The sequence below is a fragment of the Mycolicibacterium llatzerense genome (genome assembly GCF_025331195.1).
Classification (GTDB): domain Bacteria; phylum Actinomycetota; class Actinomycetes; order Mycobacteriales; family Mycobacteriaceae; genus Mycobacterium; species Mycobacterium llatzerense.
On record NZ_LXOV01000001.1, the window covers coordinates 410,278 to 429,350 of the forward strand.

General features: G+C 64.5%; 16 protein-coding genes and 3 pseudogenes. 6 read left to right on the top strand and 13 right to left on the bottom strand.

Annotation, left to right across the window (positions count from 1 at the left end; translation table 11 throughout):
- Positions 1–274: 274 nt before the first annotated feature.
- The 12 genes and pseudogenes from A7G45_RS02300 to A7G45_RS02355 all read right to left on the bottom strand — a co-directional run bounded on the left by A7G45_RS02300 (position 275) and on the right by A7G45_RS02355 (position 11,841).
- Positions 275–487 carry a hypothetical protein gene (locus A7G45_RS02300; RefSeq protein WP_260933176.1) on the bottom strand — a complete coding sequence of 71 codons (213 nt, stop codon included), beginning with the start codon at positions 485–487 and terminating at the stop codon, positions 275–277.
- Positions 488–652: 165 nt separating this feature from the next.
- Positions 653–1,161, bottom strand: a pseudogene (locus tag A7G45_RS02305) (IS3 family transposase); the annotation flags it as partial.
- Entirely contained in the window at positions 1,161–1,619 is a 459-nt protein-coding gene (locus A7G45_RS02310) for a DUF6262 family protein (protein WP_260933179.1), read from the bottom strand. The pseudogene A7G45_RS02305 and the gene A7G45_RS02310, both read right to left, overlap by 1 nt.
- Positions 1,609–2,190 (bottom strand): annotated as a pseudogene (locus A7G45_RS02315) (tyrosine-type recombinase/integrase); the annotation flags it as partial. The pseudogene A7G45_RS02315 and the gene A7G45_RS02310, both read right to left, overlap by 11 nt.
- A gap of 113 nt (positions 2,191–2,303) precedes the next feature.
- Entirely contained in the window at positions 2,304–2,771 is a 468-nt protein-coding gene (locus A7G45_RS02320) for a BREX-1 system adenine-specific DNA-methyltransferase PglX (protein ID WP_225399586.1), read from the bottom strand.
- Positions 2,768–4,969, bottom strand: coding sequence for a site-specific integrase (locus A7G45_RS02325; RefSeq protein WP_225399587.1), 2,202 nt, complete (start codon positions 4,967–4,969; stop codon positions 2,768–2,770). The genes A7G45_RS02320 and A7G45_RS02325 overlap by 4 nt, the downstream gene beginning before the upstream one ends.
- On the bottom strand, positions 4,966–6,690 hold the full coding sequence (locus A7G45_RS02330) for a hypothetical protein (protein ID WP_225399588.1): 1,725 nt from the start codon (positions 6,688–6,690) through the stop codon (positions 4,966–4,968). Before A7G45_RS02330 ends, A7G45_RS02325 begins: the two co-directional genes overlap by 4 nt.
- The gene (locus tag A7G45_RS02335) at positions 6,690–8,159 is read right to left on the bottom strand and encodes a site-specific integrase (protein ID WP_225399589.1); all 1,470 of its coding nucleotides are present in this window, start codon (positions 8,157–8,159) and stop codon (positions 6,690–6,692) included. Before A7G45_RS02335 ends, A7G45_RS02330 begins: the two co-directional genes overlap by 1 nt.
- A gap of 89 nt (positions 8,160–8,248) precedes the next feature.
- Positions 8,249–9,685 carry a tyrosine-type recombinase/integrase gene (locus tag A7G45_RS02340; protein ID WP_260933191.1) on the bottom strand — a complete coding sequence of 479 codons (1,437 nt, stop codon included), beginning with the start codon at positions 9,683–9,685 and terminating at the stop codon, positions 8,249–8,251.
- Positions 9,651–10,733: a tyrosine-type recombinase/integrase gene (locus A7G45_RS02345; RefSeq protein WP_260933194.1), complete on the bottom strand. Its 1,083-nt coding sequence runs from the start codon at positions 10,731–10,733 to the stop codon at positions 9,651–9,653. Before A7G45_RS02345 ends, A7G45_RS02340 begins: the two co-directional genes overlap by 35 nt.
- 98 nt (positions 10,734–10,831) lie before the next feature.
- A pseudogene (locus tag A7G45_RS02350) lies at positions 10,832–11,554 on the bottom strand (IS3 family transposase); the annotation flags it as partial.
- Positions 11,551–11,841 (bottom strand): transposase, encoded by a 291-nt coding sequence (locus A7G45_RS02355; protein WP_260933200.1) that lies wholly within the window; start codon positions 11,839–11,841, stop codon positions 11,551–11,553. The gene A7G45_RS02355 and the pseudogene A7G45_RS02350, both read right to left, overlap by 4 nt.
- A gap of 40 nt (positions 11,842–11,881) precedes the next feature.
- Between A7G45_RS02355 and A7G45_RS02360 the strand changes: the two genes are divergently transcribed.
- Together A7G45_RS02360 and tkt are read left to right on the top strand one after the other, a co-directional pair.
- A complete protein-coding gene (locus A7G45_RS02360) occupies positions 11,882–12,061 on the top strand; it encodes a hypothetical protein (protein ID WP_260933202.1) in 180 nt (59 codons plus the stop codon).
- 132 nt (positions 12,062–12,193) lie between these two features.
- Positions 12,194–14,224 carry a transketolase gene (tkt, locus tag A7G45_RS02365; protein WP_260933205.1) on the top strand — a complete coding sequence of 677 codons (2,031 nt, stop codon included), beginning with the start codon at positions 12,194–12,196 and terminating at the stop codon, positions 14,222–14,224.
- 72 nt (positions 14,225–14,296) lie between these two features.
- On the opposite strand, the gene A7G45_RS02370 is transcribed toward tkt, so the two are convergent.
- Positions 14,297–14,551, bottom strand: coding sequence for a HypC/HybG/HupF family hydrogenase formation chaperone (locus A7G45_RS02370; protein ID WP_260933208.1), 255 nt, complete (start codon positions 14,549–14,551; stop codon positions 14,297–14,299).
- A 297-nt stretch (positions 14,552–14,848) separates the two neighbouring features.
- Here A7G45_RS02370 and A7G45_RS02375 point away from each other — a divergent pair, with 297 nt between their 5' ends.
- The 4 genes from A7G45_RS02375 to A7G45_RS02390 all read left to right on the top strand — a co-directional run bounded on the left by A7G45_RS02375 (position 14,849) and on the right by A7G45_RS02390 (position 19,071).
- Positions 14,849–15,184 (top strand): hydrogenase maturation nickel metallochaperone HypA/HybF, encoded by a 336-nt coding sequence (locus A7G45_RS02375; RefSeq protein ID WP_260933211.1) that lies wholly within the window; start codon positions 14,849–14,851, stop codon positions 15,182–15,184.
- Positions 15,185–15,214: 30 nt separating this feature from the next.
- Entirely contained in the window at positions 15,215–16,006 is a 792-nt protein-coding gene (gene hypB, locus A7G45_RS02380; protein WP_260933214.1) for a hydrogenase nickel incorporation protein HypB, read from the top strand.
- Between the two features lie 168 nt (positions 16,007–16,174).
- Complete coding sequence (locus tag A7G45_RS02385; protein WP_260933218.1) at positions 16,175–17,230, top strand: NADH-quinone oxidoreductase subunit B family protein; 1,056 nt, start codon at positions 16,175–16,177, stop codon at positions 17,228–17,230.
- Between the two features lie 44 nt (positions 17,231–17,274).
- The gene (locus A7G45_RS02390; RefSeq protein WP_260933221.1) at positions 17,275–19,071 is read left to right on the top strand and encodes a nickel-dependent hydrogenase large subunit; all 1,797 of its coding nucleotides are present in this window, start codon (positions 17,275–17,277) and stop codon (positions 19,069–19,071) included.
- Positions 19,072–19,073: the final 2 nt, after the last annotated feature.

Here is a 19,073-nt window from a genome sequence, read left to right on the forward strand (position 1 = left end):
TACCGATATAGTTGTGTACACAACCGCAGTCCACAGACCTGATAGTGCCGCCACCGGCAGCTCGTACGGCGAGCGAACCCAGGACCCCGCAGGAGCCACCGCGTCGCGCACACATGGGCCGAAACCCGCCCGACTGCCGATGTTGCCGCGCACAACAACCAGACGACCACCAACCGCCACCATTTACGTCGTCGGCGCGTCACACCCATCACAGCATTTCTGCAAGCCTCAGCGTAGGGACTACCGCGCGAGACAGCCTGGTCAATGACTCAACTCAAATACCCCAACCCATGTTGTAGGTGGCCAGCTGCATCCACCAGCTCAGCCGTTCCAACACATTCACGACCCCGGCCGCCGAACCCGGCGAATAACCCAGCCCGACCATCCATCCCGAACACTCGCTCAGCACCATCGGCGCCAAAGGACCCACAGGAACCCGCGGGACCCGATCCGGATACGACCGGGCCGTCGGCGATCTCTTCGTCACGGACCTCACCTCCAGACAATTTCCGTGCCTGAAGCGTGACCACGACTACGCGACTATGCCGACCTTTCGCACCTCAGCACCGCCGTTGGCCTGCGCCATCGCAACAACTGTCGGCATATTTCGAGGGTCGGCATAAGACTTCTAATGCCGACGTCGGCATTAGATATCGGCGACGAGCAACGCATTGGGGGTGGGCGCCCGGAACTGGCGATCCACCAAATCGGGTGCCCGCCCGGCGGCCGGGTCGCCGAACGTGGTGCGTATCGACTTCTGCCGCCGTACGCCCTGCCAGCCGTGGCCCCGCATCAGTCGCTCCACGGTGGACTTGGCCACCGGGAACCCCTGACGCTGCAGGTGGGCCCACATCTTCACCGACCCGTACAACGACTCCGGCGGGCGGCGACCGTCGGCGTCGGGTTCATAGAAGCCGGCTAGGACCTCGGTGATGGCCGCATCCCACAAGGCCCGCTTCCAGGGAGCTCGCGAGACCCAGGCGTAGAACGTGCGCGGGGCGATCTGGATTCCGTGCTCGGTGAGCACGCGGCAGATCGGCGCGACCCCGAAACGGTCCCTATGGTCGGCGATGAACGCGCAGACCGAACTGGTCAGCGGCGGTTGTGCGGGTCGCTCTCCCGCACGAAGAAAGACGTTGCTGCCTTGAGGATTTCCAACGTTATCTTGGGTCGGTTCGGTCATTTGGCAGCGTGACCAGGTTGTTCTCGTTGTGGACGGTGTCTACGACGGGTGGCCCGTGCAGGCGGGTGGCGCGGAGTTGGCCGTGCAGTTGGGCTACTTGGTTGCGTAGGCGACGGTTGTCGTCGTCGAGTTCAATGATGCGGGCGTGGGCGAGTGTGAGCCGTTGCCGCAGGGACGCGTCGGTGCTGCGCTGGGTTTGGTCGATTGTCGGCGGGCTCGTCGGGTGGTGGTCGGTGAGTTGGCGGATTTGGTCGCGTAGCCCGGCTTGGGCGTAGAGCCAGGCGCGGGAGACACCGGCGCGGGCGGCGAGGTCGGTGACCGTGTAGCGCTGGTCAGTTTCGCTGAGCTCCCGCAGGGTGCGTTGGGCGCGTTCGAGAGTGCTGTCACGGCGTCGTTGAGCGGCGGCGAGCAGGTGGTGGGTGTTGTCAGAACGCATCGGATGTTCCTTCTCCGCAGCATGTTCCGCTGGATGACGTGTGGCCGCAGCGGCAGATGGGGTCGTGTTGGAGGGTGCTGATGACGGTGAGCAGGTTGGTCTCGACGGCGCGGTTCATTTCGGCAAGGCGGATGTGGCCGTCGGTTTCGGCGCGGATGATCAGAGCGCGGGTGGCGGTGAGCTGCTGGTGGTGTTGAGGCAGGAACTCGGCGGTTGTGACGAACAGCGGACAAGTCAGACAGGCGTTGGCGTGAGGGCACGATTTTTGCAACGGCAGACCGCAATAGCCGTTCGGTAGAGCCATTTTCGCGCGAGACAGGTTCTGTTTCATCCACGTGGCGTCGGCGAGCGGCCCGTCGGTGCTGGTGTCGACGGGCTCGCCGCGAATGTTGATCTTCTGAGCGCGTTCCCACTGTTCGCGGATGGTGGTGTCGGCCAGGCGCGCGTAGCGGGCGGTCATGGTGTGGCTGGTGTGGTCGAGCAGGCGACGCACCACTTCCTGTGGCACGTCGTTGTTGATCAGCCGGGTGGCGTAGGAATGGCTTGTGTCCGCAAAAGCCGTGTGCGGTGGGGTCCGTGTGGCGATTGACGTGGGCATTTCTCGACGTCGAGTTCGTGACAGTGATTGCAGCTTGTGTGGCGATAAAGGCGGATCGACTGTGATGGACGTCACTGTTGGGTAGGTCAGCATGGTCCGATTAGTTTCTGCTGGGCTTTCGGGCGTTTCGGGAGGCCGGTGATGGCTGTGATTGGGTGGTTGGCCGCGCGGAGTCGGAGAATCTCGTCGTGCTGGGCAGCGATCCGGGACAGGGCTTGAATCCGGAATTCGGTGAGCTCCTGGATTGTCGAGTTAGCTTGGGCGAGAGTGTTTTTTAGCTTTTCGACTTCTGTTTTGAGGCGTTCGATCTGCGCGGCCTTCGGGTCCGGGGTTTCTCCGGCCTGCTGGAGTTGCTCGAGGCGGTGCTCGAATTCGGCGCGCAGGTGGGCGTATGGGCGGGTGCCGTAGAAGGCGGTGCGGTCGACCCCGGCTTCGAGTGCGAGGGTCTTGATATCGCAGTTGCCGCCGGGTGGGATCTCGCCGCGCAGCAGCCGGTCCATGGCAGCGCGGATGCGGTTCTCGTTCTGGATACGTTGGGCGGCAGCAATTCTCATGCCTGTTCCTCGGGTGCGCTGGTTCGGGTGGCCGTGTCGATACTGGTAATGACCCGGACGGCCCGATCGAAGTCGGCCTGCAGGCGAGCGTGTTCGGTGGTGCGCGTCTTGCCGAGTTGGCCGAGAAAGATCTTCGTCCGTTCGGCGTGCTCAGCCCAGACGGGCCGGTGATGCTGATGGTGGGTGGCCTGCGGGCAGCGTCCGGAGTCACACATGCCGATCATCGGTCGGTCCGCCGACGGGGTGCCCGCGAGTTTCAGGCAGAGCGCGCGGGAGGGATCGGTGAACCAGCAGTAGTTCGCGGGGCCAAGGTGCAGCGCCTTCGCGCGTTTGGACAACAGGTTGAGGATGTCGCGGTCGTTGCGCTGAATCTTCGGCGCCGCAGTCGCTTCGGTGTTCAGTTCGGCGTCGATGGTGGCGAAGAATTCGGTCAGGCTGCGAGCGCCGGGGCCGGCGGGCAGGATGCCTTGCTGATAGTTGCGGAACTCAGCCAGCACGAGCTCGAGTTTATGGTCGGCCTCGAGCTTGTTCACTTCGCCCAGCAACTCCGACTGGGCGCCGCCCGGTCGAGCAGCGTAGCCCTCTGTAGTTGCCGCAGCGATATGTTTGAGGTGCAGTTTTGCTGCGAGAACCCCGCCGGGCCGGTGCGCCATCTCCAACGCAACGGTCCTCCTGAGCATACGCAGTGCCACGGGGTCGTCGGGGATCGGGGCGAGTCCGAGGCGGGCTCCGGCCGGGGAATTCACCCAGGCGCGGAACCACAGGTAGCGGACTCGGAAGCTGAACCGGGACAACAGCAGAGCGCCGCTGCGGGGGTCATCGTGGAGCGCCTCGATGAGCTCGATCGCTTGGTGGACGGGTTCGATGACGACCCATTCGTCGTCGGTGCCGCCGAGGCCCTGGCCTTTGATGATCTTGCTGGCGACGCGGTAGCGCTTCAGACCGGGGATCGGTTCCTCGACCCGGCGGCAGCCGACCCGCAGTTCCATCAGCTCACTGGCCCGCATTCCGGACGCAGCAGCCAGGACCACTATGGCGGCGGTGCGGGCGATGCCGATCAAGGCGGCCGCTTCGGATCGGTGCAGTGGCAGTGTCCAAGGCAGCAGGGTTGTGCCGTCGGCGGTTGGGGCCTCGGCGGCGTCGCGGCCGAAGATCTTCTCGACCCCGACGGTGCTGAGGGTGTCGATCAGCGGTTCGCGCAGTGCGGGCATCCATTTCGCCCAGAACTGGACGTAGCCGGCCTGCCGAGCCAGGACCCCGGTGGAGACCGGCAGCAGCGGGTCGCTCGCGTCCCAGCCGGTGGTGAGTCTGCGGTTGACGTCATGCTCTTCGAGCATCGGCAGCGGTGTGCCGGTTGCCTGGTGGTCGGCTAGCAGCCTCTTGATGTCGCTGACCATCGTTGGGGAGCGGTGACGAAGCCCAGGGGCCCCGGTGGCCCAGACGTTGTCGATTTCGCGGATCTGCCGGTTCAGCTCGACGACGTGCGGGCCGAGGGCCTGGACCAGGTGCAGGGCCGCGGCGAGCATCGGTTGCAGCACTTCGGCGCGGACGGCCGGTGTCTTGTTTCCTTGACGGCCGGAAGGCATTTCAGCAACCGCGGATGCTGTCGCACCGCCCCAGGGGCGTAGATCGGCCGGAACCCGGTCGGAGGTGAACAGGTCCCGGTAGTCGACCAGATCGACGATCATCTGCGCGGCAGCGCGGCGGACACCGGCGCTTTGCTCGCCCACGACGACGCCGTCGGCGTCGACGACGTAGCGCCGGAACGCCAGGTATTGCTCGCAGAGATGGGTGTCGAGTTCGGCGAGGGTAGTAATGCCCCGCTGATCGAGCCAGCCGAAGAATTTCCCGGCCTCGTAGAGCCGGCTGTAGCAGCTGGTCAGCTGCAGGGCAGTGCGGTAGGCGCGCGGGAGCCCGACCACGGCATCATGAGTGGGGACCAGCAGCGCCAGGATCAGCTCCTTGGCGACCAGCCGCCAGCGTGGGTCGGTGATGGTGGTGAAGTCGAATCGGCGCCGGTAAAGGGCCATTTGGACTGGGAGTCCGATCACGTCGGTGAAATCCCACAGGTCGTCGTTGAATACCGGCCGCGGCGTGCGGTCGGGCAGTGTGAGCCCGGCTTCGCCGCAGATGTCGGCGCCGGTGAACGGGGACCGACGTTGGGCGTCGGGTGCCGTGGTCGCAATTGTGCTCGTCATGCGGTGAGTTCCTCGGGGCGCAAGGGGATTTCGTCGTCGCTGTCGGTGACATGGGCGGCTGCGGCGGCGAGTTCGGCGGGGTCGAAACGGTCGAGGATCTGGTCGATCCGGGCGGCGTAGGGGCCGAAGACCGCCATGAAGTGGGCGGCGGGCATCTGCTGCCACTGGCGGGAGAAGAATGCCTTGAGCCGTAGCAAGTTCACCGCGTGCCTCGGGGCGAACACCGCCAGCGGGCAGAGCAGGCAGACCCAGGGACGTGCCGGGCATGGCTTCCCGGCCGGTCCGTGCAGCCCGGCCAGCTGATCGGCGCAGGCCGCGGTGAACACATCCCGCGCGCCGCCGACCAGCTCTGCGAGCACGCCGTCGTCGAGCTTCATCGCTGCCAGCAGTTGCGGGTAGCCCTCGGCGAGTGCAGCGGCGTCGGCGTCGGTGATCACCGTCGGTGGGTGCGCTCGGCGCAGGATGTCATGCTGGGCGTCGGCGATGATCATCTCGACGGCCTGGCGCTGGCCGGGAGTCGTCGCCGACAGGTAATGGTCGCCCTCGACCGCGGGCGTGTGGTTCGGGTCGATCGTGGCACGCGCGTTCCCGGTCCAGGACTTCTTGTCCCGCATCGCGTGATGGGTGGTGCGGATGCGGGACCGGTGCAGTTTCATCGGCTGGCCGTCGTCGCCGACGATGTGGTAGCGGCGCATCCACCGGCCGATCGCGGACCGGTTCACGTCACCGAGGCGGCGGGAGTAGCCGGGCTGGCTCATCCCTAACCACAGTGTGGCCCGCTCCTGCGGCGGCACGAAGCTGCGCAGCAGCGCCGAGTGCGCCAGCCACTGCTCGAGTAACCGCACCGCCGGCCGTGGCAGCGTGGTGCTCTCGGCGGCGGTGCGGCGTTTGATGTAGGACAACAAGATTGTCGAGTCCCCGGCCCAGTCGATATCTTCGATCTCCAGGTCGGCGATGCCGTCGGGGACGATGCCGGAGTAGATCCCGAACAGCAGCCGGTAGACGATCACGACGTCGAGGTGCGGGAACATCGCCAGCGCAGCCTCGTGGAAGATAGCAGTGACTCCTCGATGGCGGAAGACGTTGATGGACATGCCAATTGCTTCAGCAGCGTCGTTGCTGCCGATCGGGCCGAGCGTCGACAACAACCAGCAGAAGTTCTGGTGAGTCCACACACCCGCGCCCGGATGCCGCCCTCCGGCGGCAGACGCCAGCGCGTGCCGATGCGTGGCGTAGGAGTCGTCGACCTGCTGTCGACAGACCGCGGCGAGTCGCTGCCATTCGTCCTCGGAATACGGTGGCAACGGCCGTCGATTGCGGTGAAGGTTGAAGTGCCGTCCCGCGGCCAGTTCCAACACCCCGTCACCGAGACGGCCGCCGGATCGCGCATAACCTTCCACCAAGTACCGTGTCAGCGACTCCAACCAGTTCGGGCCTGCCATCCAGAACTGCGCCAGCTGCCCGCGACGCAGATCACCGGCACCGCCGGAAAAACCCTGATCAGCGAATGTTCGCACCATCCTGTGCAACCCGCGCACGTAGTGGCCGACCGAGCCTGCAGTATCGGCACTGCCGTGCGGATGGATCAGCTCCACCAGCCCGACGGCCAGATCACGCGCCAACCGGGAGTTTCCCGTCCCCTCCAGGTCGAATTCCGCTCTGCTTCCGTCGCTGAACACGCAGCTCAGGCCGAGCGGAGTATCGACTACCCTCGTCGGCATCACAACACCTCGTCGGTGTCGTCGTCGAATTCGGCGTCGGCTTCCCGCTGTGCCGCGGTATCCGCGGTGAGTCCTGCTGCTGCTCCGGCGGTTTCGTAGGCTTGCCGATAAATCCGCGTCGTATCAAGGCGTTTCACGTACTTCTCGGTTGTGAGAACGGTCGAATGCCCGAGCAGATCCCGCAGCACCAGCAGCGGATCGGCCTTGGTCAGATACAACACCAGCGCCGCGTCGGCGTCGGTGTCACGCACCAGCTTCGCCGCCTGCCGGTAGTAGCCGGTCACCAAATACTCCAAGGTCTGCATCGAGAACGAATGCCGAAGCCGATGCGGATGGACATGCGGAAACCGTGGCTCGAACCGTGCACGGATCCGGTCGGAGGTGCGCTCGAACACCGTCGCCCACGCGGTGAACGGGCCACCATCACCCTTCACCGCCAGCAGGCACGACCCGCCCTCCGGCGCCACCAGCCGCCGACGCTCGGCCGGGGTCAGCGACTCCCACGACCGGCGAACACCGTTGATCCGGCCGCCACGTGCGTCCGGTTCGGTGACCCGCAGCGGCTCGCCCCAGCGTCGTGGTGGCCGCCAGGCCGATCCGTCGGTGACGGCGGCGCGGTCCAGCTGCAGGTAGTCGTGGAGCCCGGCCAGGGCGTCGTAGGAGATCCAGGTGGTGCGGAACTTGCGGCCCTTGGTGATTCCCGCCGGAACCGCCAACGGGATCGGGATCACCGTCGATGCCGGTGGCAACGCGGGGATCTCCCACGGCAGCAGATGCGTGAACTCGCCCAGCCGAAGCCCGGTCGCCAGCGCGAGATCACCGATCGCGGCGTTGCGGGTCATCTCCCGCCCGGTGAACCCGCTGTCATGGGTGCCGTCCGGCGCCAATCCACGCAACCCTTTCCGAAACAGGTCGGTGAAGTCTGGTTCCAGATACTTGATGCTCACGTGCGGTCTCGGGGTTCGGCGCACCGCCAAGTTCACCCGGACGTCGCGGCCGGTGCCGGCGAAGACCGCCCGCGCGGACCGGTAGGTGAACGGCTCCGCTGCCGCGTATCCCTCGTCCATCGCCCACCGGTAGAACAGCGACAGGATGCTCATGTGCTGGCCCCAGGTGGTCGCCGCGAACCTCGCCCGGATCGGTCCGGCCGCGCGGTGCTCGGCATACCGGCTCAGCCCGGCCTTGAGCCGGTCACGCGAATCGAACAAGCCCACACCATGTTCGGCGAGGAATTCCGTCCACTCCTTGACCGCCCGCGCGTAGTTCTCCCACGAACTCGGCGCCGGAGCCCCGCTGGCCGGCAGCAGCCGCAACCACTGGTTGATCACCGTGGTCGGCCGCGGCGCTGCCGGGCCGTCCTCGAACAGCAGATCATCATCAATCAGCACCGGCATCGCTTCCGGGATCACCGGCCGGTGCTCGACATCCCAGGACTCCCAGCCCGCCGAGGTGAAGTAGCTCAGGATCATGGACGCCGACAGTAAAGACACCACACGACCCGACGCAACGGCCAAACACCCAGGCCACCCGGCCCTTCCGTGCCAATGCAACACGGGAACTAAGCGGGGACAATGTGTCGGAGCTGGTGCGGTGTGATGTGTCCCAGGCCTGCGGTGTCGGCGGCCCGGTTCAATTCCTCGCGTACTGCGTTCTGCGAGAGCCGTTTTCCGTGGTGGGTGAACAGGAAATCCGCGGGTGCTCCGGTGCGGGGATGGATCATGGGTCGACCGGGTGAGCGGGTCGTGGTGATGCGGTCGACGAGGGTGAGAACTTCCTCGTCGAGTGGCACCATGCGTTCGGAGTCGAGCTTGCCGAGCGGGACTTTGAGGCAGGAACCTTGACCGGGGATCTCATGGATGCAGTCGAGTTCGAGGTCGAGCAACTCGCCGATCCGCAGCCCGCATGCCCGTTGCACCAGCAGTGCATCGGCGGCGAGTCTATAGGGCGACTCCGCTAGTGCCGCAGTGAGTTTGCGGTCAGCGTCAACGGGTAGATATCGGGGTAGGAAGCGTTGCGGCCGTGGGAGATCGGTCCGGAAGATCAGTCGCCGCGGTGGTGCGTCGTCCCAGCCCCATTCGGTGATCTCAGCGAGGAAGTTCCCGACCGCATGGACGCGTCGTATCCGGTCGGCGACGGTGATCGGTTCGCCGGTGACGCTGTTGACGGCGGTGGTCAGTGAGGTGATGAACGGTTCGATGTGGCGACGTCGGTCCAGTTGCGATAGTGATGTCAAGGTGGGGTCGACAGCGGCGAGGTATCTGCCGAACTGCGACAATCTGGTGGCTAGGCTGCTGACCGTTTTGGGCACGCAGGTGGCATGCTTGCGGTTCAAATAGGCGACGAACGCGGGGCGCAATGCTGCAGGAACGTCGGCCATCCGCTGCTCGAGGGTCAGCGCTGTGACCGCTGGTGGGGCTTGTGTGTCGAGGATGCCGAGGTGAAAGAGAATCTGGCGGGCACTGTGGGTGGTGCTGCGATAGTGTTTCGCGCCGCGCCCAGTCCGCGCCTGGCGAACATCGCAGGCGTGCAACAACTCCTGCAGATCACTTTCTCGCAGATCAGATAAAGGGCGGCCGGTCTGAATCAACAGTCGGGCGATGATCTGCGACCCGATCGCGGAGGCAACCCGCTCACTGAAACCCAATTCCATTGCAGCGGTCATGAACTGAGCGAGATCTGGTTGCAGGCAACTGTCCGTCAGTTCATGCCACAAGCTGCAGAGTTTGCGGCAGACGAGGTAGTCATAACCCGGCTGCAGCCGTCTGCTGACCATCAAGAAGGTGACGAACGGCCGGGTCGAGGAGTTCGCCGCCAACTGTTTGTCCAACGGGATATCCGCCCACGTTTGGACCTGCGGCCAGCGCCGCAGGAACGACCTGGCGGCTTGGGTATAGGCGGTGTTTCCGCGATCCCGTCGTTGCAGGTGCACCAGGTAGGCGGCGTAGATGTCCGCCGGCGTCTCAGGTGCGGGCGCGTAATCGTGTGCGGGCAGCATCGAATTCCGCCTTGACATGTGTTGGCGCCAAATGGATGTAGCGTGCTGTGGTGTCGACGTGGGCATGTCCGAGTAGTGCCTGCATCACCGCCAGATCCACCCCGGCTTCGGCCATCGCGGTACCGAAGGTGTGACGCAGGGCGTGCGGGTGACCGGCCGACACTCCTGATTTGAGCCGGTGGTATCGAAAGATGGTGCGAAGCCCTGCCGCGGTCAACGGTTGGCCCCTGTTCGGTCCTTTGGCGACGAGGAACAATCGGGTGTTCGTCGACTCGGGTCTTTCGGTGAGCAGATAGGTTTGGATCAGACCCGCGACCTCGACATCGAGGGGGACACGGCGTTCCTTGGCGCCTTTGCCCATCACGCGAATCCACCGGGCACCGATGTCGACATCGGTGACATCGAGGGTGAGTAGTTCCCCGGATCTCAACCCGGACAACAACATCAGACCTGCCAGGGATCGGTCCCGCCATGTTCGTAGGCTCGACAGCAGATCGGCGGTTTCGCGGCGATTCAGCGCCCTCGGCAACCGGCGCGGTTCGCGTAGGCGCAGGGCTGATCGTCGTTTCGGCCGGACCAGGTGGCCGAGCAACCCGTTGCGTTCTTCAGCGCTGACTCGCCGGGCCTCGCGTCCAGTGGGGATCGGATTGCGCAGATCGGGTTCAGAGAGCGTGCGGAAGGTGAACAAACCGGTCAGGGCAGCAAGACGGTGATTGATGGTCGTCGACGCGTAACGGTCGAGCCGCTTGCCGGTCATCGACACCACATTGGCCGGGCGTCCCGCGATCGGTGCCTGGCGGCAATATCGCATGAAGTCGAGCACAGTGTCGGTGGTCACCGACGCCAGGTCGACGTCGACGGTGTCGAGCCAACGGCAGAACGCGAGCAGGTCGTAACCGTAGGCACGCAGGGTTCTCGGTGAATAGTTCCGATCGGCGAGATAGCCGAGGTATTCGTTGACCAACAGGTACCTGCCGGCGCCAGGCCCCGACAACACCCACGGGACTTCGGTGCCGACTTCCAGACACAGATCATGCCGATCCGTCATAAGACAAGTGCAACCCCGCCGCCCGCCACACGTCAAGCATTTCCATTGTCGGCGTGTCATTTACGAGCACCAATCACCACCGATTAGCCGGTTAACAGGCACGATCCGACCCGGCCCATCGACTGCCGAATCCCCAACTGCCCGCACAGCGTGGTGAACGCGTTGGCGGTATAGGTGCTGCCGCGGTCGGTGTGGAATATGACCCGCTGCGACTCCTCGTCCCGCCAGATCGCTTGGCGGCCACCCCGCGCGGCCACGGCCATCTTGATCGCTGCGCATGCCAACTCAGCATCTGGATGCAGGCCCATGGCGGCCCCCAACAGTCGGCGGCTGTAGAGATCGATCACCGTCGCCAGATACAGTTTCTGCCCGCACTCAGTGGGGATCTCGGTCATGTCACCGACCCATGTGCGGTTCGGTGCGACCGCGGTGAAATTCCGTTTGACCAGGTCAGGAAACTTCGGTGCCGTCTTGTCCTGCTTAGTCAAACCCTGACGGCGGCGGATCTTGCGAGCGACCAAACCCTGGCGGCGCATCGAGTCGGCCACCGTCTTTTCCGACACCTCCCACCCCAGATCACGCAGGTCAGCGATCAGCCGCGGCGAACCATGCAGCCCCTTGGCCTTGACGAACGCTGCCGCGACCGCAGCATCGAGCCGTGCGCGGCGCCGATCGGTGTCGGTATGCAACCCATCGGTGGCCTCGGCGCGGGTGATCCACTTGTAGAACCACGACACGCTCACCCCCAACAGTGCGCATGTAATCGTGTGCGGCACCCGGTATTTGGACCTCTGGTCGGCGATGAAACGTGCCACGCTCACTTCGTCGCCTCCTTCACCCACAGGACCACTGATCGCTTGAGGACATCACGCTCCATCCGCAGCTCGGCGACTTCGCCGCGCAGGCGTTTGAGTTCCTCGAGATCGTCGCGGGTCAACTCACCGCGGCCCTCCCGAGCCTCACGAGCACGAGTCACCCAGTTACCCAAGGTGCCCTCGTTGACCCCCAGGTCCCGCGCGACCTGCGCGATCGGCTTACCCGTCTCCTCAACGATCCGAACCGCTCCCTCGCGGAACTCCCGGTCGTACTTCTTCCGTTTTTCTGACATCGCTACCCCTTATAGCTGATGCCTCCACGGTCTCGGGGGAATGTCAATCGACCTAATCGGCCGTATCGGAGCAGCCGTCCTCAACCAGCCACTACCAGCCCGGCGGTCACGCTCCAGCCCCCGAGTCGTCAAACGCGCCATCTCCAAACACCGAGCAAAAGGCCCCACCGACCGCACCAACTACAAAACCACCGTCACCGTCGAAATCCTCGACGGTTGACAACCCACCACCAACGCTAACTGCGCGGCATTGCCGTTAACCCCGGATATCCCCCGCTTCGGGGGATATCCCCGGCGCCATTTTGTCTAGCGTGGCCCCAACGGCGAGGCCGTTCCGATCCGAAAGGCTGCAATGACCACCACGACCAGCGAAACATTCACGTGGACAGCCGAAGTTGATGAGTTGGCAGTCAACACGTTGCGGTTCCTGGCCGCCGAAGGCGTAGAGGCTGCCAACAGCGGTCACCCGGGACTGCCACTCGGCACCAGCCCGATCGCCTGGACTCTGTGGTCGCGGTACCTGCGCCACGACCCCGCCGATCCACACTGGCCGGATCGCGACAGGTTCGTCTTGTCGGCGGGTCACGGTTCAATGCTGCTCTACGCATTGCTGCACGTATTCGGGTACGACATGCCGGTCGACGAGCTGCAGCGGTTTCGCCAACTCGGTTCCCGCACCCCGGGGCACCCCGAGTTCAGCCACACCCCCGGCGTGGAGACGACGACAGGACCTCTCGGACAGGGCCTGGCGAACGCGGTCGGCATGGCGCTGGCCGAGCGAATGCTCGCTGCGCGCTGCAACACCGAAGACCACACCGTCGTCGACCACCGCACCTGGGTACTGGCCGGTGACGGCGACCTGATGGAGGGCATCTCCCACGAGGCGGCCTCGTTGGCGGGTCGATTGCAGCTCGGGAGGCTGACCGTCGTCTTCGATGACAACGACATCACCATCGACGGTCCCGCGGGGCAGAGCTGCGCCGACGATGCCGAGGCACGCTTCGCGGCGTACGGCTGGCACGTGCTTGCCGTCGAGGACGGTAACGACATCGCTGCCCTTGACCGAGCCTTCGCCACCGCATCCGAATCCGAAGACCGGCCGACGTTCATCCGGGTGCGCACGACGATCGGCTATGGCGCACCCGGCGTCGAAGGCACCTCGAAAGCCCATGGCAGCCCGCTGGGTTCCGAAACGCTCACCGCGATGCGGAAACGGCTCGGCTGGCAGGAGGCGCCCTTTCAGGTGCCAGTCGCCGTCGCCGCCACAGCGGCTGCTGTTGGCGTGAAAGGTGCGGCGCTCCACGCCGATTGGGCAGACACGCACGCCAGGTGGCAGGCCGAGCACGCACAGCTCTCGGCGGACTTTCCCCTCGACGCCATCCCGGAACCCGACGACCTCAGCGTCCTGACCCCGCTCTCCGATGGGGCGATCGCCGGTGGAAAGACCGCTACACGCAAGGCGTCCGGCGCCGCGCTCAACGCGCTCGCGCCCGTGTACCCGGGACTCATCGGCGGCTCTGCCGACCTGGCAGGCTCGACGAATACGGCCATCCCCGGCGGGGACGTCGGGCCCGGCGACTACGCCGGGCGCACCATCCACTTCGGAATCCGTGAACACGGGATGGCCGCGGTGATGAACGGAATCTCGCTGCACGGGGGGCTGCGGCCATTCGGCAGCACGTTCCTGGTCTTTGCCGATTATCTAAGGCCGGCATTGCGCCTTTCGGCGCTGATGAAGCGGCCAGTGGTCTACGTGTTCACGCACGATTCGGTGCACGTTGGCGAGGACGGACCCACCCATCAGCCGATCGAGCAGCTCGAATCGCTTCGGCTGATACCGGGCCTGACCGTATTGCGGCCCGCCGATGCCTCCGAGACCGCGCTGGCATGGGAGCTGGCCGTGTCCAACGTCGGCGGCCCCACCGCGCTCGTGCTGAGCCGCCAGGATCTTCCCGCGCTGGGCGGCAGCGGACTCGACGAGATCCGCGATCACGGCGCCCGGGTGGTCCGCGCGCAACCGGACCGCACCGATGTGGTGCTGGCGGCCAGCGGATCCGAGGTTGCGCTCGCCCTCGATGCCGCCGAAGTGCTGGCACAGAGCGGTGTCACTGCCACGGTGGTCTCGGTGATGTGGCGCGAACGCCTCGACGACGCCATCCGCAACGGAGCGCACCGACTGCCCGACGTGCCCGTGGTCTGGATCGAGGCGGGCGTGCCCATTGGCTGGCGAGCACTTGCCGGTCCGCGCGACACCGTCATCGGTATTCAGCGGTTCGGCGAGAGCGGCCCCGGCCCTGATGTGGCCGCCTACTTGGGGCTGACGCCGGCCGCGGTCGTGGACGCCGCACTGTCGTGCATCGCGCGCCACACGGGCGATTCCTAGCAAGCCGTGGGGGCTCGCCGTTCAGGCCGGCGAGCCCCAATGCGCCTGGTCGTCAAGGACATTCACGATGGATCAGGCGCTGGACGGGCAATCGTCGTCGTCAAAGAGACCCAGATCGTCGAACATCTGCCGCGTCTCCAAAGCCGATTTCTCGTCGAGGCGGCTGATCGCGTACCCGGCGTGCACGATCGTGTAATCGCCGACCTGCAGGTCGGGCAGATATGCCAGACACACGGTTTTGGTGCTGTCTCCGTAATCGATGGTCGACATCCGGGTGCCAGCAGCCTCCCAGATTTGTGTCACCTTGCCCGGAACCCCGAGGCACATATGGCTTCCTTTCCGGCCCTGGCCGCAGGCCCCGCGTGAATGACAAATCGGGTCGGCACCGGGCCACGCTATGACCCAGCGCGCGGCTAGTGGACCGTGCCACGCGCTGGGTAGCGTTCAGGCTAGCTTCGCCCAACTGACACGACAATCAGAATTTCGCAAAGATATTTTGCGTTTTTCCGGGCTCATTCGGCACTGACCCACCTGCGCCGGGCGATAGCCTTGTGCAACGTTCGCGTACGGCCCTGCGGCGACGAGGGTGAACGGGAGTCAACATGGAAGCGGCGGTGAAGAGCAGTGCATGAGCTGTCGCTGTGCCATGCGATCGCCGGCGTCGTCCGGCCTTATATCGACGACCGGCATGTCGATGTGGTGCGTGTCCAGATCGGCGCGCTCCGGCAAGTGGTGCCCGACTCGTTGTCCTTCTGCTGGACCTTGATTCGCGAACACGAGTGCATGCCCGACGCAGAGCTCGAACTCGAACTGATTCCGGCCGAGGTGGTCTGTCGCTCGTGTGCGCGACGGTCGCAGATCGCTTCACGGTGGTCGGTGTGCTGCCCGGAGTGCGAGAGCGGCGACGTCGAAGTGGTCAGGGGCAAGGAATTTCAGGTGACGTCACTGGATGTGTCGTGACGCGTGGCGTTTTCATGAAAGGTGGCCATCATGGGTAGATTTCACCGGCACGACGACGGCACCGTACACACCCACGAGCACGGGGAACACAGCCAAGCCGACGATCACGACCACGGGGACCACAGCGGCTACCAGACTGGTTCGCAGCGGATCGACGTGCTGGAATCGATATTCGCCGAAAATGACGTGCGCGCAGACTTCAATCGGAAGGCGTTCGAAAGCAACGGGATTCGCGCCCTCAATCTGATGAGCTCACCCGGCTCGGGTAAGACCACCGTGCTCGCCGCCACGCTTGATGAACTTCGGGGCGAACTCGCCGTCGGGGTGATCGAAGGCGACATCGCCACCGACCTCGACGCCGCCAAGCTCGGCGGCCGGGGGGCACAGGTCTCACTGCTCAACACCAACAACGGCTTCGGCGGCGAGTGCCACCTGGACGCGCCGATGGTCAACCGAGCGCTGCAGGGCCTGGACCTTCCCGAGCTAGACCTGGTCATCATCGAAAACGTCGGCAACCTGGTCTGCCCGGCCGAATTCGACGTCGGTGAGCATGCCAAGGCGATGGTGTACTCCCTCACCGAGGGTGAGGACAAGCCGCTCAAGTACCCGGTGATGTTTCGCTCGGTGGATGTGGTCCTGCTCAACAAGATTGACCTGGCGCCCTACCTCGACGCCGACATCGACACGTACATCGCCCATGTCCGCCAGGTCAATCCGACCGCCACGATCCTGCCGGTGAGCGCCCGAACGGGCGCGGGAATGCCGGCGTGGTTCGGCTGGCTACGCCGGTTCGCCGACGGAACCGCGACCCATGATGAATGACGACAATTGACCAGAAGGCGATCAAAACTGCCGGACGCTGAAAGCTTTTGACCAAGCGTTGACAGCCGCATTTCCCCGGGTGTAGACCCAAAGCTAGCGCCGCACAAGTGGGCCGACGGTCGACTCCGGTGGTGCAGGGGTCCAGCCCGGCCCCGGAGAGCTGCGGTTATGCCAACGGAAGCGGCAGTCAAAGCAGAACAAACGTTGATCCACGTGCTGTGGATCAACGCCGGTTTGAGTTGTGACGGCGACTCGGTGGCGTTGACTGCCGCCACCCAGCCCAGTATCGAGGAGATCGCGCTCGGCGCGCTCCCCGGCCTGCCCCAGGTCGCCGTGCACTGGCCGTTGATCGATTTCGAATGCGGCCCGGAGGGAGGTGCAGACGACTTCCTCGAGTGGTTCTTCAAAGCAGACAGAGGCGAATTGGAACCATTCGTCCTGGTCGTCGAGGGGTCGATCCCGAACGAGCGACTCCACGACGAAGGCTATTGGTGCGGATTCGGCAACGATCCCGCAACGGGACAACCGATCACCACCAGCGAGTGGCTGGACCGGCTCGCACCCAAGGCAACCGCGATCGTCGCCGCCGGAACGTGCGCAACCTACGGCGGTATCCATGCCATGGCCGGCAACCCGACCGGCGCAATGGGGGTACCGGACTATCTCGGATGGCAGTGGAAGAGCAAGGCCGGAATTCCGATTGTCTGCGTGCCCGGTTGCCCGACCCAACCGGACAACCTGTCGGAAACGCTGACCTACCTGCTCTACATGGCAACGGGCCAGGCTCCGATGATTCCACTCGACGACGCGCTACGGCCAAAGTGGCTGTTCGGCAATACCGTTCACGAGGGTTGCGATCGCGCCGGCTACTACGAGCAGGGCGATTTCGCGTCCGAGTACGGATCGCCGAAATGCATCGTCAAACTGGGCTGCTGGGGACCGGTGGTGAAATGCAATGTGCCCAAACGAGGTTGGATGAACGGCGTCGGCGGCTGCCCGAACGTCGGCGGCATCTGCATCGGCTGCACCATGCCGGGCTTCCCTGACAAGTTCATGCCGTTCATGGATGAGCCCCCGGGCGGCAAGCTCTCGAGCTCCGCGTCGGGTCTCTATGGCTCGCTCATCCGGCCGCTGCGCAGCGTGACGGGACGCACCCTCGACAAGGAGCCGAACTGGCGCCACAAGGGCAAAGAACTCACCACGGGCGCCCGGCGTACCTGGTAGCCGCGCACCCAACCTTTTCTCGTCCAGACAGAGAGCGAAGTCCGATGACAACGATCATTCCTGACCCGTCTCATGCGAAGCGGGAACCCGGCCAACTGGTGGAAATGGCCTGGGATCCCATCACCCGTATCGTCGGCAGTCTCGGTATCTACACCAAAATCGACTTCGACAACAAAGAAGTCGTCGAGTGTCACAGCACCTCGTCGATCTTCCGTGGTTACTCGATATTCATGAAGGGCAAGGACCCTCGCGACGCGCACTTCATCACCAGTCGCATCTGCGGGATCTGTGGGGACAACCACGCGACCTGTTCGTGTTACGCGCAGAACATGGCGTATGGCGTGCAGCCGCCACACCTGGGCGAGTGGATTGTAAACCTGGGCGAGGCCGCCGAATACATGTTTGACCACAACATCTTTCAAGAGAATCTGGTCGGCGTGGACTACTGCGAGAAGATGGTCTCCAAGACCAACCCCAGTGTGCTCGCCAAGGCCGAGCATACGCAGTCACCACATGCCGATGCGCACGGCTATCGCACGATCGCCGACATCATGCGGGCGCTCAATCCGTTCACCGGCGATTTCTATCGTGAAGCTCTGCAGGTCAGCCGGTCCACTCGGGAGATGTTCTGCCTGATGGAGGGACGACATGTCCATCCGTCCACGCTGTATCCGGGCGGAGTGGGCACCGTCGCCACTATCCAGCTGATGACCGACTACATGTCACGGTTGATGCGCTACGTCGAACTCATGAAGAAGGTCGTGCCCATGCACGACGACCTCTTTGATTTCTTCTACGAGGCGCTGCCCGGTTACGACCAGGTGGGTCTGCGGCGCACTCTGCTGGGCTGCTGGGGCTCATTCCAGGATCCTGAGGTGTGCAACTTTGCCTACAAGGACATGGAGAAGTGGGGTCGCGCAATGTTCGTCACCCCGGGGATCGTCGTCGACGGCAAGTTAGTGACCACATCGCTCGTCGACATCAATCTGGGCATCCGAATCCTTTTGGGAAGTTCGTATTACGACGACTGGACCGACCAGGAGATGTTCGTCAAGACCGATCCGCTGGGTAATCCGGTCGACCGGCGCCATCCGTGGAACCAGCACACCAACCCCAGGCCGCAGAAGCGGGATTTGGAGGACAAGTACAGCTGGGTGATGTCGCCGCGCTGGTTCGACGGCAAGGACTACCTCGCACTGGACACCGGCGGCGGACCGTTGGCCCGGCTGTGGGCGACGGCGCTGGCCGGACTGGTCGACGTCGGCTACGTCAAGGCGACGGGTCACAGCGTGCAGATCAACCTCCCGAAGACCGCATTGAAGGGTCCGGTCGAATTCGAGTGGAAGATCCCCACATTCGGCAGCAACACGATCGAGCGCAACCGCGCACGGACGTATTTCCAGGCCTATGCCGCCGCCTGTGCGTTGCATTTCGCCGAAAAGGCCCTGGTGGAGATTCGGGCGGGGCGCACGAAGACGTGGGAGAAGTTCGAGGTGCCCGACGAAGCCATCGGATGCGGTTTCACCGAGGCGGTGCGTGGGGTGCTCTCGCACCACATGGTCATTCGAGACGGCAAGATTGCGAACTATCACCCATATCCGCCGACCCCGTGGAACGCCAACCCGCGTGACAGCTACGGGACGCCGGGCCCCTACGAGGACGCCGTGCAGGGACAACCCATCTTCGAAGAGAACAACCGGGACAATTTTAAGGGCATCGACATCATGCGCACCGTGCGCAGTTTCGACCCCTGCCTGCCCTGCGGGGTCCACATGTATCTCGGCGAGGGCAAGACGCTGCAGAAGCTGCACTCCCCCACCCAATCCGTTACCGGGGAGTGATG